This is a genomic window from Shewanella sp. MF05913 (genome assembly GCF_059758095.1).
In genome coordinates, this window is record NZ_JCAYNT010000009.1 from 123,947 (window position 1) to 141,858 (window position 17,912).

General features: G+C 42.6%; 14 protein-coding genes. 5 read left to right on the top strand and 9 right to left on the bottom strand.

All coding sequences use genetic code 11. From position 1 onward, the window contains the following. Nucleotides 1-154 precede the first annotated feature (154 nt). Nucleotides 155-2,911 (bottom strand): DNA polymerase I, encoded by a 2,757-nt coding sequence (gene polA, locus AC19MV_RS12535; protein ID WP_498307941.1) that lies wholly within the window; start codon nucleotides 2,909-2,911, stop codon nucleotides 155-157. 618 nt (nucleotides 2,912-3,529) lie between these two features. Between polA and elbB the strand changes: the two genes are divergently transcribed. After that, nucleotides 3,530-4,186: an isoprenoid biosynthesis glyoxalase ElbB gene (elbB, locus tag AC19MV_RS12540; RefSeq protein ID WP_498307943.1), complete on the top strand. Its 657-nt coding sequence runs from the start codon at nucleotides 3,530-3,532 to the stop codon at nucleotides 4,184-4,186. Between the two features lie 54 nt (nucleotides 4,187-4,240). On the opposite strand, the gene glpG is transcribed toward elbB, so the two are convergent. The 5 genes from glpG to AC19MV_RS12565 form a co-directional block, all read right to left on the bottom strand. Beyond that, nucleotides 4,241-5,089 carry a rhomboid family intramembrane serine protease GlpG gene (gene glpG, locus AC19MV_RS12545; RefSeq protein WP_498307945.1) on the bottom strand — a complete coding sequence of 283 codons (849 nt, stop codon included), beginning with the start codon at nucleotides 5,087-5,089 and terminating at the stop codon, nucleotides 4,241-4,243. Continuing rightward, nucleotides 5,086-5,394, bottom strand: coding sequence for a thiosulfate sulfurtransferase GlpE (gene glpE, locus AC19MV_RS12550; protein WP_432402273.1), 309 nt, complete (start codon nucleotides 5,392-5,394; stop codon nucleotides 5,086-5,088). The genes glpG and glpE overlap by 4 nt, the downstream gene beginning before the upstream one ends. Before the next feature lie 109 nt (nucleotides 5,395-5,503). Beyond that, entirely contained in the window at nucleotides 5,504-6,529 is a 1,026-nt protein-coding gene (gene tdh / locus AC19MV_RS12555) for an L-threonine 3-dehydrogenase (protein WP_188918508.1), read from the bottom strand. Between the two features lie 41 nt (nucleotides 6,530-6,570). Then, nucleotides 6,571-7,764 carry a glycine C-acetyltransferase gene (locus AC19MV_RS12560; protein ID WP_498307947.1) on the bottom strand — a complete coding sequence of 398 codons (1,194 nt, stop codon included), beginning with the start codon at nucleotides 7,762-7,764 and terminating at the stop codon, nucleotides 6,571-6,573. Nucleotides 7,765-8,097: 333 nt separating this feature from the next. Beyond that, entirely contained in the window at nucleotides 8,098-8,754 is a 657-nt protein-coding gene (locus tag AC19MV_RS12565; RefSeq protein ID WP_432402277.1) for a TetR/AcrR family transcriptional regulator, read from the bottom strand. Nucleotides 8,755-8,884: 130 nt separating this feature from the next. Between AC19MV_RS12565 and waaA the strand changes: the two genes are divergently transcribed. Continuing rightward, entirely contained in the window at nucleotides 8,885-10,171 is a 1,287-nt protein-coding gene (waaA, locus tag AC19MV_RS12570) for a lipid IV(A) 3-deoxy-D-manno-octulosonic acid transferase (protein ID WP_498307949.1), read from the top strand. On the opposite strand, the gene AC19MV_RS12575 is transcribed toward waaA, so the two are convergent. Then, nucleotides 10,157-10,876: a 3-deoxy-D-manno-octulosonic acid kinase gene (locus tag AC19MV_RS12575; RefSeq protein WP_498307951.1), complete on the bottom strand. Its 720-nt coding sequence runs from the start codon at nucleotides 10,874-10,876 to the stop codon at nucleotides 10,157-10,159. The two genes, waaA and AC19MV_RS12575, sit on opposite strands and share 15 nt — an antisense overlap. Before the next feature lie 109 nt (nucleotides 10,877-10,985). On the opposite strand from AC19MV_RS12575, the gene AC19MV_RS12580 reads away from it, so the two are divergent. Together AC19MV_RS12580 and AC19MV_RS12585 are read left to right on the top strand one after the other, a co-directional pair. Further along, nucleotides 10,986-12,029, top strand: coding sequence for a glycosyltransferase family 9 protein (locus tag AC19MV_RS12580; protein ID WP_498307953.1), 1,044 nt, complete (start codon nucleotides 10,986-10,988; stop codon nucleotides 12,027-12,029). 128 nt (nucleotides 12,030-12,157) lie between these two features. Then, a complete protein-coding gene (locus AC19MV_RS12585) occupies nucleotides 12,158-13,216 on the top strand; it encodes a CDP-glycerol glycerophosphotransferase family protein (RefSeq protein WP_498307955.1) in 1,059 nt (352 codons plus the stop codon). Between the two features lie 86 nt (nucleotides 13,217-13,302). Here AC19MV_RS12585 and AC19MV_RS12590 read toward each other — a convergent pair whose 3' ends face one another. Then, complete coding sequence (locus tag AC19MV_RS12590; protein ID WP_498307957.1) at nucleotides 13,303-14,160, bottom strand: adenylyltransferase/cytidyltransferase family protein; 858 nt, start codon at nucleotides 14,158-14,160, stop codon at nucleotides 13,303-13,305. Between the two features lie 237 nt (nucleotides 14,161-14,397). Here AC19MV_RS12590 and AC19MV_RS12595 point away from each other — a divergent pair, with 237 nt between their 5' ends. Beyond that, on the top strand, nucleotides 14,398-15,471 hold the full coding sequence (locus AC19MV_RS12595; protein WP_498307959.1) for a CDP-glycerol glycerophosphotransferase family protein: 1,074 nt from the start codon (nucleotides 14,398-14,400) through the stop codon (nucleotides 15,469-15,471). 251 nt (nucleotides 15,472-15,722) lie between these two features. On the opposite strand, the gene AC19MV_RS12600 is transcribed toward AC19MV_RS12595, so the two are convergent. Next, the gene (locus AC19MV_RS12600; RefSeq protein ID WP_498307961.1) at nucleotides 15,723-17,912 is read right to left on the bottom strand and encodes a YjbH domain-containing protein; all 2,190 of its coding nucleotides are present in this window, start codon (nucleotides 17,910-17,912) and stop codon (nucleotides 15,723-15,725) included.

A 17,912-nucleotide genomic window follows, 5' to 3' on the forward strand; every position in this document is an offset into this window, starting at 1 on the left:
TGAAGACAATTCGCGGTTTGCAACGACGAAGGTATCACTTCATTTGTGTCCTTACCGGCCAGTACAATAAACAACAATGCCGTATTATCAAATACGGCATTGTGGATGGGTGAGTTAATACATTACAAAATGTCAGTGATAAGCTTAATGTGGATTAGTGGGCTTCATCCCAGTTATCGCCCACACCGGCTTCTGCCAGTAACATCACATCAAGTGATGCCGCTTGGGCCATTAGGTCGCACACTTTGGTTTTAAGTGCGTCAGCTTGTGCTTCATCAACTTCAAATACTAATTCATCGTGTACTTGCATAATGAGAGTGATTTCACCTTGCGTGTCTTGATTAATCCACTGGTGAATGGCAATCATGGCTTTTTTGATGATATCGGCAGCTGTGCCTTGCATCGGTGCGTTAATCGCGGCGCGTTCAGAGGCTTGGCGGCGCATTGCATTACGGTCGTTGATTTCTGGCAGGTACAGGCGTCGACCAAATAGGGTTGATACATAACCTTGCTCAGCCGCAGCAGCACGCGTTTCTTCCATATATTTCAACACACCCGGATAGCGAGCAAAATAGGTGTCGATATAAGTTTGTGCCTCGTTACGCGGAATATCTAATTGCTTGGCTAACCCAAACGCAGACATGCCGTAAATTAAGCCAAAGTTAACCGCTTTCGCGCGGCGACGTTGTTCGGTAGTCACTTCTTCAAAGTGAACGCCAAAGACTTCAGCAGCGGTTGCTCTATGGATGTCTTTACCTGCCGCAAACGCGGTTAATAAGCCGTTGTCTTGGGATAAGTGGGCCATAATGCGTAATTCTATTTGCGAATAGTCGGCCGCTAAAATTTTACGCCCGGCTGGTGCGATAAAGGCCTGGCGAATGCGGCGGCCTTCTTCGGTACGAATAGGGATGTTTTGTAAATTAGGCTCGCTAGACGACAAACGCCCGGTTGCGGCATTAGCTTGATGATAACTGGTATGAACGCGGCCGGTGGTGGCATTGACCATGAGCGGCAATTTATCTGTGTAGGTGCTTTTTAGTTTAGCCAGGCTACGGTGCTCAAGAATAATTTTAGGCAGCGGATAGTCTAGTGCTAATTCTACTAACACTTCTTCAGAAGTTGAAGGCGCGCCTTTCGGGGTTTTCTTTTTAATTGGGTAGTTAAGCTTTTCAAAAAATAGCGTTTGCAACTGCTTAGGTGATGCGAGATTAAACTTTTCGCCGGCAATTTCATACGCTTTATTTTCAAGGTCATCGAGTTTTTTGGCCAGTTCACCACTTTGCTGACTCAGTAGCATTGAGTCGATCAACACGCCTTGGCGTTCGACGTCTGACAATACCTGCATTAACGGTAATTCTAATTCGTTAAATACTGAGGCTAATTCTGATTCTTTTTCTAAGCGAGGCCATAAATGCTCATGTAAACGGAGCGTGATATCGGCATCTTCTGCGGCGTATGGTCCAGCAGTCGCTAAGTCAACTTGATTAAAGGTGATCTGTTTGGCCCCTTTACCTGCAACTTCTTCAAAACTGATATTTTTGTGGCCTAAGTATTTGAGTGCTAAGCCATCCATATCATGACGTGATGCCACCGAGTTAAATACATATGACTCAAGCATAGTGTCAAAGCGTACGCCGCCAAGCTTAATGCCGGCATTGGCTAAAATACTCATGTCATATTTTAGATTTTGGCCCACTTTTTGTGGCATTTTACCTTCTAAAATAGGACGCAGTTTTTCTAGTGTTGCGGCTTTATCTAATTGTTGTGGGGCATCCAGGTAGTCATGGGCTAATGGCAGATATGCAGCCTTGCCTGCCTGAGTGGCAAAGGATAATCCCACAAGCTGGGCTTCCATGTAATTGAGACTGGTGGTTTCAGTATCAACAGCAATCAGTTCAGCTTTGCTAAGCTCGGCTATCCATTTATTTAATGCATCTTCGGTGAGGATGGTTTCATATTCTGTTTCTATAGGCGCAGATACAGTGATTTCTTCATCGGTGTCCTGGCTAACAGTGCCAGCGGGTTGCTTGTTGTCTAATACTTCTGCTAACCAGCGCTTAAACTCCATTTCACCAAAGCATTTAATGAGTTCATCGCGGTCTTGAGGTTTAACATTAAGTTGGTGCCAGTCTTGTCCTAACTCAACATCTGTTTTGATGGTGGCAAGTTCGTATGACAGCTTAAGCATATCGGCATTATCGATAATTTTAGCGGGCATGGTTTTTGAGCCTCTAAAGCCTACCGCTACCACACTTTGTGGATCGGCAAGTAGCTGCGCCACACTGCCAACACCAGTTAACATGGCTAATGCGGTTTTTTCACCCACACCAGGCAAGCCGGGTATATTATCGGCTTTGTCGCCCATTAATGCTAAGAAATCGATAATGCGATCTGGGCCAACGCCAAATTTAGTTTTCACTTCTTCTGGGCCCATGATGGTGTCGGTCATGGTATTGATTAAGGTGACGTGTTCGTTGACCAACTGCGCCATGTCTTTATCGCCAGTACTGATTAACGTAGCACGGCCTTCTTTGCTCGCTTGTAAGGCTATGGTGCCAATGACGTCATCTGCTTCAACACCTGAAATGCTAATCAGTGGTAAGCCCATTGCGTGAATAATACGGTGCAGCGGTTCTATTTGACTGCGAAGATCATCTGGCATAGGTGGGCGTTGCGCTTTATATTCGCCATACATGTCGTTACGGAAAGTTTTGCCTTTAGCATCAAAAATCACTGCAATATGGCTAGGGCTATAACGGCTCAATAAACTCCGAAGCATGTTAACAACGCCATAAACCGCACCTGTCGCTTCACCTTTTGAATTTGTTAAATGAGGCGGCGCATAATAAGCGCGATAAAGATAAGAAGAACCATCGACGAGGATAAGCGGATTATTCGGAATTGTTGGCATAATTTGATTTTTCGTATTGTGTATTTTGCGAGACTGATAGGATGACATTATACCCACAGCACCTCAAGGTACTTGTGAGATTGTCGCCAATTTATCTCTTTAAGTGAGGAAGAGATTAATGGTCCGACAAGCCGCACGGTTGGTGAGTTTAGCTTATGTGGTTACAGGGTAAAATGTTGAATTTTATCGACGAAAAATGACCCGCAGCCTGTGGATAAGTCTGTGAGTGAAATAATCAACGTTGCTGGATAGATTTTCTTACGGCTTGAAATGAAATCAGTAACCTGTTGAATTTTATTTATTATTTTTATTTTTGTGAGCTATTTATTAATTTCAATAAATATAACTAATTTGTGGACTTTTTTATTGATGTCAGTTAAGCCACAATGAATTTTAATAATGTTTTATGGCTAAAAAAAGCCCATCAGGTAAATTTGACGTTCTAAGTTAGCACGATTTTTAATCAGATCAACCGTTTTGTTGGATTTATGTTGTAAATTTTACATTATCAATTAAAAGTACAATGAACAGTACAACTAAACGCTCAATTCAAATGCGTCACTGCATAAGGCATTAAGCCGAAGAACCAACGTTATATTACAAATGAAGGTGAATAACATGAAAAAGATAGCCGTGTTACTGAGTGGATGTGGGGTGTTTGATGGCACTGAAATTCATGAAGCCGTGTTGAGCTTGCTGGCCATTACCCGTGCCGGTGCACAATATCAATGTTTTGCCCCAGACATTGCCCAAATGCACGTCGTGAATCATTTAACCGGTGAGGTCAATACTGACGAAACCCGTAATGTATTGGTCGAATCTGCCCGTATTGCGCGTGGAGAAGTGCTTAATGCCAGCCATTTAGATGTCAATGATTACGATGCGTTAGTGATCCCTGGTGGTTTTGGCGCGGCGAAAAACTTATCAAATTTTGCAACAACGGGTAGCCGCTGCCATATCAACCCGATTGTGGAAAACTTTATTCGTGATTTTGCCAACGCCCGTAAACCGGTTGGTTTTGTGTGTATTTCTCCGGTGATGATCCCACTGATTTACGGTCAAGGTGTGACGGGGACTATTGGTAACGACAGTGATACCGCGCAGGCATTTAATGAGATGGGAGGCTTACATCAGGCGGTTAAGGTGGATGATATTGTGGTGGATGAAGTGCATAAAGTGGTGAGCACGCCTGCATATATGTTGGCAACGTCGATTTTAGAAGCCCATGTAGGTATTGAAAAACTAGTTAATAAAGTGATTGAAATGATTGATTAATGGTTGCTGTTGTTAAAACAAAAACCATCGATTAAGGTGGTTTTTTGTTTGAGGCTATTGGCTGTTTTGCTGTAGTTTACGGCTGTCAAACAGTGCTTGTGCCAGGCCGACGAGTAAACCGCCGATGTGGGCGCCATTCGCAATTGGCATACCGAGTAAATCAGTGAATCCAAGCACTAACCATATCATCATAAAACCCATATACGCCTGTGGTAAACGAATGCCGCAGCTAGGTTTTCGAATGCCCATTAACCAGGTGTATCCTACTACAGCATAAACTACGCCAGACAAGCCGCCAAAGTTTGGCCCCGTCATATAAAACTGCACTACGCTCGGTAAGGTGCCAGCAACAAGCAGTAAAAATAGCAATGGCCTTGTGCCAATGTTGGTTTCGATTTTGCCACCTAAATACCACCACCACAGTAAATTAAAGATGATATGCATGGCAGAAAAGTGCATTAAACTTGGGGTAAACAAACGCCATATTTGGCTTATGTCACTTTGTGGTACGGCGCTGAAAAACGATAGTTGAGTGTATATTGCGTCAGCAAAGCCTAGATTCATCCCTACAAATACCGCGACACAAGCAAAAAACGTAATGAGTGTAAGTGGGCCTGCACCGCTTAAAAATTGTTGCAGCAATCCTTTAGCGCCTGGGCCATAGTTAAACTTTGCTGAGGTGTCACCATTGTCCCATGAGGCTTGTAAATATTTGCTGTCATAGGGATTTTTAGCAAACAGCTCGAGCTCCGCACGCGCTTGTGGTTCATCTGCAGGATTGCTAATGATTAGGCCAACACCTTGGGCATGTTGCACAGCATGGCATTGAATGTTCAACCCTTTAAGGTAATCAATAAATGCTTGCGCAGCGCGGGCGTTAGGAAGTTGGCCTATTTCTATCATGAGTTGGCGAGGCTCCAGGCACTGAAGCCACCGTCAAGACTGTAGACGTCATCAAAGCCTTGCTCATTTAAATAACTTGCCGCGCTTTGGCTGCTCATGCCGTGATAACACACAACCACAAGCGGCTTATCCATATCTGCAGCTGCAATATAGTGGGCTAAGTTTTCGTTGGTTAAATTAACGGAATGTTGAATATGGCCTGCTGCAAAGCTAGCTGCGTCACGAATATCAACAACCTGCACCTCGTTAGATGCCTCAGACATATGGATTAGCTCATTAACAGACAAGTGTTTAAAACCAGACATGGTATTACCTATAAAAAGTTTACAGAAAGCGTTTGTATGGAAGCCAGTTTGCAACAAGGGGCTGTATAAATACAACCCCTTGAGAGTGCCGACTGTATAATCTTGGGGATTAATCCCAGCTTAAAATCACTTTGCCAGATTGACCAGAGCGCATTGCATCGAAGCCTTGCTGGAAATCATCCACATTAAAATGGTGCGTAATGATTGGGGTTAAGTCTAAGCCTGATTGGATTAAGCTGGCCATTTTATACCAGGTTTCAAACATCTCACGGCCGTAAATGCCTTTGATGATTAAGCCTTTAAAAATGATTTTGCTCCAATCAATGGCCATCTCGCCACCTGGAATACCCAGCATGGCAATTTTGCCACCATGGTTCATGGTGTCTAACATGGCGTGAAATGCTGACGGTACACCAGACATCTCTAAGCCGACATCGAACCCTTCGGTCATGCCGAGATCTTTCATCACATCTTTTAAGCTTTCTTTGGCCACGTTCACCGCGCGAGTCGCGCCCATTTTACGGGCTAAATCTAAACGGTATTCGTTAACGTCAGTAATGACAACATGACGTGCACCTACATGTTTACACACGGCTGCTGCCATAATACCAATCGGGCCAGCACCGGTAATTAATACATCTTCGCCAACTAAATCAAATGACAAGGCGGTATGCACTGCATTACCAAATGGATCAAAAATGGCGGCTAAGTCATCAGAGATGTCTGCTGGGATTTTGAACGCATTAAACGCCGGTAATACTAGATACTCAGCAAAGGCACCATCACGGTTTACGCCTACGCCAGAAGTATTACGGCATAAATGAGTACGACCACCACGACAATTACGGCAATAACCACAGGTAATGTGGCCTTCACCAGAGACGCGGTCGCCAATGGCAAAGCCGCGCACTTCTTGGCCCATGTCGACCACTTCGCCCACGTATTCATGGCCGGCAATCATAGGCACTGGAATGGTTTTTTGTGACCATTCGTCCCAGTTGTAGATATGCACGTCGGTTCCGCAAATAGCGGTTTTACGAATTTTAATTAATAGATCGTTATGACCCATTTCTGGTTTTGGTGCATCAACCATCCAGATGCCTTCTTCAGGCTTTAATTTGCTTAATGCTTTCATCTTAGTAACCTAATATTCCCGAGCTTATTGACGTGAGCGAGTTAGATAATACCCATTTCTTTACCGATACGGGTAAAGGCGCTGATAGCATGGTCTAGTTGCTCGCGAGTATGTGCAGCAGACATTTGGGTGCGAATACGCGCTTGGCCTTTTGGTACCACAGGGAACGAAAAGCCGATTACGTAGATATGTTCAGCAAGCAACTTGTTTGAAAAGTCACTGGCCAGTTTGGCATCGCCAATCATGACCGGAATAATCGCATGGTCGGCGCCGCCCAAAGTAAAGCCTGCAGCTGACATTTTCTCACGGAAATAACGGCTGTTTTCCCATACTGCTTCACGTAAAGCTTGGCCTGTTTTAAGCATTTCAAGCACGTGAATTGAGGCACTAACGATTGACGGCGCTAATGAGTTTGAAAATAGGTAAGGGCGCGAGCGCTGGCGTAACCATTCAACCACTTCTTTTTTGGCTGCGGTAAATCCGCCTGAAGCACCGCCTAATGCTTTACCTAACGTACCGGTAATAATGTCTACACGGTCCATTACATCGCAGTATTCATGAGTGCCTCGGCCATTGTTGCCAATAAAGCCAACAGCATGTGAATCATCAACCATCACCAGTGCGCCATATTTATCGGCAAGATCACACACACCTTTGAGGTTGGCGATAACGCCGTCCATTGAAAATACGCCGTCGGTGGCAATTAAAATATTACGCGCGCCAGCAGCTTGAGCGGCAATTAATTGCGTTTCAAGGTCAGCCATGTCGTTGTTGGCATAACGGAAACGTTTGGCCTTACATAAACGCACACCGTCAATGATAGAAGCATGGTTTAAGGCGTCAGACACAATCGCGTCTTCTGCATCTAATAAGGTTTCGAATAAACCAGCGTTAGCGTCAAAACATGAAGAATAAAGGATAGTATCTTCCATGCCCAAAAATTCACTCAGGCTTGCTTCTAATTGTTTGTGAGTGTCTTGAGTTCCGCAAATAAAACGCACAGATGCCATACCAAAACCATGGCTGTCTAAGCCGGCTTTGGCAGCTTGAATAAGCTCTGGGTGATTGGCTAAGCCTAAATAGTTGTTGGCACAAAAGTTAATCACTTTTTCGTGATTTACTTCAATGGCTGTTTGCTGTGCAGAAGCAATGATGCGTTCACTTTTGTATAAACCGTCGGCTTTAACATCGACAATTTGTTGATTGATACGGTCGTAAAAAGAGGTAGATGCCACCTGTGTTCTCCTAAATATGGTTATTATGCTTATCCAAATCACGCAGTAAAACACCGCTGTAATTGAAGGGTGTTTTGGAGTTATTGGCATTCTAACCTTTATTTTTGCCGCTCCACAGCGTTTTTTTTAGTCGTCAGACCAACATGAATTAGATTAGGGCTAGTGATTGTTCACATTAAAAAAACTAATCGTTAACAACTGTAATAGTGGGGTTTTATTGCTGGAAGTAGCGCAAAGAAAACCCGCACATATCAGAGCACAATTGTAGTCGGATATTGGCGGATTGAAAGGCATTGCCATGCGCGTAATGTATGGCTTGCACGTCAACTTTTATTACGCGGCTTGATGGCGCTCTTGGCTGGCGATGTCGAGATAATGTTGTTCTAATCGGCTAAACGTTGCCGACGATGCTGGCGTTTCATAAGCCTGGAATATCATCAACACCCGTAATAGGCCATCATACAAGGTTGCTTTAGTGATACTCGATGTGCTCGATTGGGTTAGCTGATAGCTAATCCAAAAACTCACCATCATTTTTATGGTGTCAGCTAGTGCGGTCACTTTGTTGTCGTCAACATCAAGAAAGCCATCTTTTTTCAGCTTACGCAAAATATCACTCGAGCGATTGAGCACTTGTTGTTGTGCATGTAGGTAACGTTTTTTGAGCGCATCATCGCGACTTAAAATATCGGCTAAGTTGGCGTACATAAAGCGGAACTGCCACAAAGTATAAAACATGGCGTCAAAGTAACCCATTAATAATTCGATAGTAATGGGCACATCATCATAGGCTTTAAAGCCCGACTCTAAGTGACTTTCGTATAGGGCGAAGATTGAGTTGATAATGTCTTCTTTATTGCGAAAGTGATAATACAAGTTACCCGGACTAATGCCTAAGTGAGCGGCGATGTGGTTGGTGGTAATACTACGTTCACCGTGTTCGTTAAACAGTTCTAGACTGGCAAAAACGATCTTGTCGCGGGTTTTCATATGATTTCCATATTCATTATTAGCTTAGGGTATTGGCTTATTACAGCGATAACATTTCATTAAGCCGACTCAATATGAGTATGTTAACATTGTGTTTATCTGACAAGCAAAAATCGATGACTCTTCTGTTATGAACCGTACCATTTATTCTTTCATTTTGTATCTTCTATTTCCTCTGGTTGTCATGTATTTGGCTTTTCGAGCGATTAAAAGTCCAGATTATCGTCGTCGATGGTCTGAGCGCTTTGGTTTTGCCAAATTAAAGCCAACGGATGTGTTAGTGCATAGCGTATCGATGGGGGAAACCTTAGCGGCCATTCCGTTGATAAGAAGGCTCATGGCGCAATATCCGCAATATACCTTTACCGTGACCACAACCAGCCCAACAGGCTCTGCAGAAGTAGTAAAAGCCTTTGGGGACTCGGTGCAACATTGTTATTTACCTTTTGATTTTGCATACGCAGTTAAGCGTTTTTTGCGCCAAATACAGCCTAAACATATGGTTATTATGGAGACAGAGTTATGGCCTAACTTACTTTGTTTTGCTAAACAGCAAGGGGCCTCATTGATATTGGCCAATGCACGATTGTCAAAAAAATCTGCTGACAAGTATGCCAGCAAGCCACGTTTATCAGCCCCAATGTTAAAGCTGTTAGATGTGATATTGGTGCAAACGCAGGCTGAGTCTGAACGTTTTATTGCCTTGGGCGTTCAAGCGCAAAAAATACACGTTTGTGGCAGCCTTAAGTTTGACCTCACAATTGACCCCGATAAAAAACAACAGGCGATAGAAACTCGAAACCAATGGCAGCGTACAGATAAACCTATTTGGGTTGCTGGCAGCATTCACCCCGGAGAGTTTGATGCCATTTTAGCTGCGCATAAACAGCTGTTAGTCAGTTTTCCTGATGCATTGCTGATTATGGCGCCTCGTCATCCAGAACAATTTAATTTAGCGGCTATTACCATTACTCAAGCCGGTTTTAAGCTGGCCCGTCGTAGTATGAATGATGACGTCAGTATTGATACTCAAGTGTTACTCGGCGATACCATGGGGGAATTATTAATGCTCTATGGCGCAGCCGATCAAGCTTTTGTGGGGGGCACATTAATTGAGGGCGGTGGGCATAATCCGCTAGAACCCGCAGCGATGGGCTTACCTGTATACGTAGGCCCTAATCATTGGAATTTTGCTGAAATTACTGAGTTACTTGCCAATGCAGGTGGATTGCAGTGTGTTGCCGGAGCCGACGATCTTGCTCAAGTATTAGCGGCTAAGTGGAATAACGACAATCAATACCAACAAGCATCGACAGCCGCGTTAGCGGTAGTGACGCAAAACCGAGGCGCATTGGCGAAACAATTTTCGTTTATCGATTCACTTTGGCAATCATTTAATGATCTAAATAGGGTGTAGACTCCGGTAACCATCAAGTAGCTGTTGCCAACATTGCTGTGAAAACGCCAGGCTAGGTAGCTTACCTTGCTCTTTATTAAATGAGCGTAATAATCTGTCTAGGTTAGCTTGTTGCCAGCTTGCGTTGGGTTGACGTAACTCGCCGCGGTCAAAATCGATTAAATAAAATTTCTCATGTGCTAATAAGATATTTTTGGCATTAAGGTCGGCATGATATACGCCACGTAAGTGAAACTTAGCAATTGTTTGCCCAAGTGCATACCATTGTTGCTCATCCATAGGCTGCTGACTTAAATAGGCCACTAAATCTTTAGCGCCAGCAACATGCTCAATAATAATGTCGGCGTTGTAGCATAAGCCTGAACGTGCAACATGGGCAGCGATGGGCCTCGGTACCGCAAAGCCTTCTTGGTAAAGCGTTTCTAGAATCGCTAATTCCGCCATTGCACGGGTTTGCTTAAGGCCGGTGTATAGATAACTGTCGCGGTTAAACTTACCTATCAATCCGCCGCGCCAATAATGGCGTAATACCCAGGTTTGTGATGAGTCCGTTTTGACAAACCACGTGGTATAGCGACCTTTAGACTGGCCTACAACTGCGGCTTTGGTTTGCCAAACATCCACAGAGAAATCTTGCGGCGTTAGGGTAGCGGCACTGGGTTCGCACCAGGCGATATGGCCTTGCTGGGTAGTTTTTATTTGCATCTAATTATCAAATAGCACGGGCTTGATTGTGGATCGAAATAACATTATACCTTAAGATCACTCACTTGCATTCCTTCCATCTTTTTCACTGACGCATATTGGATATTCAATGAAAGCTGACTTTAGTTCGATACGTTCATTATGTTTACTGCGTTTGTCTGCTATAGGCGATGTGTGTCATGCCGTGGCGATGGTTCAAGCAATTCAAAAGCATTATCCAGATTTAGCTATCACATGGGTGATCGGCAAAGTTGAGTATCAATTACTTAAGCATTTACCGGGTATCAAGTTTGTTATTTTCGATAAATCCAAAGGTTGGCGCAGTTATGCACAGCTACGCAGTGATTTAAAAGGTCAACAATTTGATGTGCTGTTGCATATGCAAGTGGCATTGCGGGCGACAATCGCGTCATTGATGATTAAGGCGCGTATTCGGGTCGGATTTGATAAAGCGCGGGCTAAAGAAGGCCAGTGGTTAGTGACCAACCATGCTGTTGAGCCTATCGCTGAGCCACATGTGTTAGATGGTTTTATGGGCTTTGCTAAGGCTATTGGTGTGACAGACTTAAGCCCAAGCTGGAATATTCCTGTACCGCAAAGTGATAGTAATTTTGCTGCCCAGCTGATTGGTGGTGACAAAGTATTGGTGATTTGCGCCGCCGCCAGTAAAGCAGAGCGCAACTGGTTACCAGAGCGTTATGCTGCCGCCGCTGATTATGCTATATCGCAAGGGTTCAAAGTCATGTTATGCGGCGGGCCTACAGTATTAGAGAAAAACCTCGCTGATGTTATTCAGTCTCATAGTCAGCACACCTTCGACAATCAAGTGGGCAAAACAACCTTAACCCAATTATTAGCCGTGTTAAAACAAGCAAGCTTGGTGCTAGCCCCTGATACTGGTCCATTACACATGGCGGTGACTCAAGGTACCCCTGTGATTGGTTTGTATGCACATTCTAACCCCGGGCGAACTGGGCCTTATCATTTTCGTCAATATACAGTGAGTGTTTATCCGCAAGTCATCGCCAAGCAGTTTTCTGCTGAAGTTAAGTGGGGGACTCGCGCAAAAGGTGAGCATTTAATGGCGATGATAGAAGCTGATGATGTGATACAAAACATGAAAAAACTCATGGCTGATCATGGCATGAGTTAGCGATTAATACTCCAGTCAGGGTGACGGTTGATAGAGTTACATTTGCTTTGCTGTGATATTCATTTTTATTAAAAAACCAACATACTCAGCGTATCGTGCTTAAGTATTGTGGAAGGGAAACAGTTTATATGAGTAAGAAACGCTATTTATTCTACATTTCACAAAATTATTCTTACGCGATATTAAGACCATTGCAAAAGATCATTTTAGCGCGTGGGGATGAGGTGAGATGGTTTCTAATGGGAGATCAAGTTGCTGACAAGTTTCTTAAACCTACAGAGCAGCGATTATTGACGATAGAAGATACGATTCAATGGCAGCCGCATGCGGTATTTGTGCCGGGCAATGTGGTACCTAGTTTTATTCCAGGGGTAAAAGTTGGAGTGTTTCATGGTTTTGATTCTGGAAAAGTTGATAGTTTAGGGCGAAGTGATCATTTTAATATTCGTAATTGTTTTGATCTATATTGTACTCAAGGCCCTGACTCTACATTGCCATTTGAAATATTAGCTAATAAACATGGTACTTTTAATGTCGTCGAAACGGGTTGGCCAACGCTCGATCCATTATTTGAAAATGATACAGACACCTCAGTGCTGATCAAAAATGATGAGCGACCGGTAATTCTTTTCTGCTCGACTTTTTCACCACGATTTACATGTGCACCTATTGTTTTCGACAAAGTGAAACAGATGGCTCAAGATGGGCGCTGGAGGTGGATCGTTCAATTTCACCCTAAAATGAGCAAAGAGATTGTTAACAAGTACAAGCAGTTAGAGAGTGATAATTTATCCTTTATTGAAACTGACAATGTTCTGCCTTTGTTAAAAGAAGCTGATGTTATGTTATGTGATACATCTTCAGTGCTTATTATGTTTCTTCTGCAAGGCAAGCCTGTGGTTACTTTTAATAATAAGACTAATTGGCCACATCTTCTGAACGTTAGTGATGTTGATGAACTAGAGCCCGCTATTGAAAACGCTTTGAGTAAGCCACCAGAACTACTTGAAGAAATTCAACGATATTGCGATCGTATACACCCAAATCGTGATGGTCGCTCTAGTGAGCGAGTATTGGCTGAAACAGATAAGTTAATCGACAATGGTTTAGCGGGATTAAAGCGTAAGCCATTCAATATTATAAGAAACCTAAAAATGAGAAAAGCATTAGGTTATTGGAAGTTATAAGGTTTGATGGTTTACATTGGTCGCGTTAATAGAGTGCCACAATCTGTGGCGCTCTATCATATTAAAGGATCTAATTAGGCGATACTTTATTTAGGGGTAATATTAAGCTTTTGTTTTAATACGGTCGAGCTTACGTTAGGGGTGTAGTCAAAATAGACCATCTCACAGCTCACTTCAGGGTATTTCCCTTTCCAGTCTGAACCCACTGAAATCGCATCTATTTGATATTCATCAACGACTTTCTGTTTGTCTTTATCTATTTGAGGTATGACTTCATCAACGTATCGGTTGGCTTCTAAAATCGAAATACGCTCTTCAAATGGAATGATTGGTGGGCGTCCTTTAGATTGCTCAATAAGTTCATCTGTCGAGACTCCAACAATCAAATAATCGCATAAAGCCTTGGTGCTTTTTAATATATTTAAATGCCCTTGATGAAAGATATCAAAGCAGCCTGAGGTATACATTCTGCGGTACATTTTATTTGATGTTGGCTTGTTTGATGGCTCTATTGCAGCAAAATCACTTTTTAGGGTTTTTAATAGTTCTGCTTTAAAGATGGCGTCGAGTTGTAATTCATCCACTAAGCTTGGAGCTTTAGGCCATTGGCTGTCGGTAAATTCTTTACCACAAAACTCTATCGGGAACTCGTATCGCGGGATGATATGAAAATGCACCGCAGGATCAACCATCATTAGCATCAAATAATTGACTTTGTGACAGTCAAACCGGTGTTTTAACACGCTTTCAATATCAGAAATAATGTGTTTTTGTTCATTAGCCGCTTCTGCTGAAATGCCTGAGTATTGGTGAACATTTTCTTTACACACTAAAACCATTGAACCAAGAGTCGGTTGATCTGGTCTGAGTAACAAATACCAATGGTGATATGACTTAATTAAGCTCTGTGGATAATCAAATTTTCGTAAAGTAGATTGTGGCATGCTAAGGCTTTATCGTTCTAAAATTTGCTTATATCTTAATTTATCAGAATCTATGAGTCTATCTAAGTCAGGATAATTCAAGCGCTATCTTAATATTTATGTGTTTCAAAGCTATTTTTAGATGCCTGTCATAAGTCGCTTTCATAGAGATAACAATTTGTTGTTAAGTTGTTATAATCTACTTTTGCTGCATCAAGGCAGCCTGTTTTCCGATCCGTCAAAGATTAAGAGAGTATTATGTTTATCGTTTTCGATACATTAAATGTGTACTACATCCCGCAGTATATGCCCGTTATTCAAGAGTTAATGCATCGAGGTCACACGGTAAAATTAGTGTGTTATAGCAATAAAAATGACCAAGAAGCACTGGCAAAAACATTTGATGAGGTCGGTGTCGAATGTATTTGGGTCACTGATACTCAAGAAGCTGAGCAAGTTTATTTGACGATAAAACCGGATTGGATATTTTTTGGTAATCAATTTCCTCACCTAGATTCAGTACATCAATATTCTAAAACGGCGCAATTAGGCCACGGTGTTGGACCTAAGCCTTCGTACTATCATAAATCTATTACACCAATGACAGTGAGGTTTATAGAGGGCTCGCTGCGGCTAGCAAAAATCAAACAATACTATCCAAATGATAATTTTATTGAAGTGGGATTTTGTAAGCTAGACCCGTTATTTAAACATCAAGATTTGGGCTTCGATTTAACGGCATTAGGCTTAGATACCAGCAAAAAAACCATCTTATATGCACCGACGTTTAATCCAAGCTCTTTAGAGTGCTTTCCTGATAATTGGCCCGATGATTTTAAAGAATATAACATCCTAATTAAGCCTCATTCGCTAACACAGGTGAGGAAACAGTATGCTAACCAACGTGCTAAATTAGCTAAATGGTCAGCATATTCAAATGTTTATGTCGCCAATGAAAACGACATATCTTTACTCCCCTTTATTCAACACGCAGACATTTTGTTGAGTGAGGCGTCTAGTACATTGTTTGAGTTTGCTGCGGTAGACAGACCTGTGATTGTGTGTAACTTTTTTAAATTAAAATGGTCTTATCGAGGGATTTTTAAGTATCGATTTGAAAAACGTTTTGGTAAAGATAATGTGCTGTATAACGGTATTGGGTTGCATGTAGAAAAATATAAGTCGCTAATCAAAGCTATTCCTGAACAACTGGCTAACCCGCAGTCTTACCAAGTAAATAGACTGCAATATACTCAAGAGCACGTAGGCCCTACTGACGGCTTGGCATCGGAGAGAATCGTGGATTATATTGAGAAATACGATAAGTCCTAGTTATACCAATCAGCACAAAAATGTGATCATTCTTACTGGTTAAAATCGCTTATAACGTCGTTAGAAATTTTGAAGGTAGAACAACTAACTCACTGCAATTTCTGCCTTATTCTAAGCAACTTTTCCTACGCAATCTCTGAACACTTATTTATCCTGATTGGTATTATTGACAAGAAACGATGATTCAGAAAAGATATAAAAAAGGCAGAACGTAAAAGTTCTGCCTTTTTATTATGAAGTGTAAAGGTTGGTTATTTCACGGTACTTGGTTTGTTCAACCAAGGCGCTCTGGCATCTGTGCCACCATAAAGCTCAAATTTGCGACCCAGTTTTTGACCGCCATCTCGGGTTAATGGTTGCCACGCTAGACTGCCTCGATTTGATACTGGTGTCGGTAAAATCGCATCGAAAGGAACTGAAATATAGAATCCTTTAGTAAAGCTGCCTTCGCCAAATTGATCGGCAGATAAGTTCGTTTTCGATGCAAATGCACCAACGATTACGCCGCTATCAAATTGTTTAGAGAAATCGACAGTCACACCACGATCTTCCGCTAAATACTGACCGTAACTGACTTTAAGCAACACATCATCGAACCAGCTTGGCTGGTAATAAACACTGGCGTGGCCGGTAAACGTACCAGTTTGAGCTCGATACTCACTCCCAGATTCAGCATCAAAGTTTATTTCTTTATTAAAAAAACCGAATATATTGTCAGGGTCGCGTTGTTTGACGTAGTTTGCGTCAACACCAAAAGCCCATTCGCCGTTCATTGGGCGATAGAGTACTTCACCACCCACACCACCAAACATCATTTCGAGGTAGCCCACATAAGCTTGCGCGTAGATATTTTCACTGAGTTTATCGAGCCAGGTTAACTGCAAGTTATCAACACGTACCGGTGTATCAGAAACATACTGTCTCACTAGCGTTCTAACTCGTTTAAGATCGGTACCATCAGGTGGTGTTTGATATTTAAACTGATCGTAGTTATCAAACAGGTTGATGTAGACTGAACTACTAACTTCAATATTCTCAGTCAGCCAGCGACTCGCGCCGCCATTGATGCCAACATTAAATAAGTAAAAGTTTTCCGAACCACCAAAAGATTGAACTATCTTTGGTGCAAAACCATAATTCCATTGATTAGGCGTGTCCCAATCAGGTGCTTCAGAGGGTAATGTCGGTTCTACAACTGTTGTACTGTCTGCTACTTTTGCATTGATGTAGTTATGTTGCACCGCATTGGTAAATTGCTTTGCATCTATATGGGTTTCAGTGGTCGGCAAATGGCCCGCAACTTCAATTATTTTGAAGGTTTTTGCTTGTGGGAAATGATTAACTAAAATTCGGCCAGCATGATCGTGAGCATATTTCCTATCACGGTATTTCGTTTGCGTCGCAACAACGGTAACCTCATCATTTTTGATGTAGATTTTGGCGCCTTTGTAGCCAGCATCAAAAGCCAGTTGTTTGTTAAGCTCCGGCAAGTCAATTTTGCGATCGGCTAAATCGGGCTTCTCTTCAATCTGTTGCTTTGGGGTGTCGCGCCAGTTTGATTTTAAGGTATTAAAGTTAGTCGCCAGACTAAAACCGAGTGTCCAGGTATTGCCACGCTCATAACTGAGTTTAAAGTCACCCCAATTACTGACACGGTATAGCATCCCATAGTTGATAGGACTGTCTTGTTTTAGCTCGTTACCCGTGCGTAATGCAGCAAAATCAGACTTATAATCATTACCATCGTATTCCACCTTCAGGCGCAAAGGGTCCCAAGGTGTTTGGTACTCGATACCGGCGAAAATGGCACTACAGCCTTTAAACCAGCGTTCAAAGTCAACATTGCCACCTTTACCCTTGTAGCCTGTATTTCGAGCGCAATCTACCGATGATTGTTTGTTGGTATCAGTGACATTACCTCGGTTGCCAATATAACCCCAACCAAAACCAACAGTCGCATCAAAAGGGCCAAAGCCTTTTGTCATAGCAATATATTCGCTATCAAATAAACCGGTACCGCCGATGTCGCGAACGCCGATAGAGGTCTCTGGGATCCAGTAGCTTTCTTCCAACAAACGTAATTTAACGTCGATACCTTTGTCGGTGTAATAGGTATCACCGCTAAAGCTTGGATCATCACTGTAGAGCACATCGGGGACTTGGGTATAGCGAATAGTGGTTTCTAACCAGGGAAATAACTGCAGTGATAATGCACCGTGATAATAATCTTCGTTAAAGGTTCCGCTGACACTAAACTCGCCTTCAGCTGCCATTCTACCCGTCGGCATTTGAATGAGGCCCACGCCACCGAAATCATATTGTGAAGGTGTCAGTTTTGGCGTTGATAGTTCATCGCTGTGCGCTGTTGTACTAATAGCTATCCCGCTTACCATGAATGAAATGGCTAAAACAGAAAAGACAGATTGTTTTGCTTGCTTCAT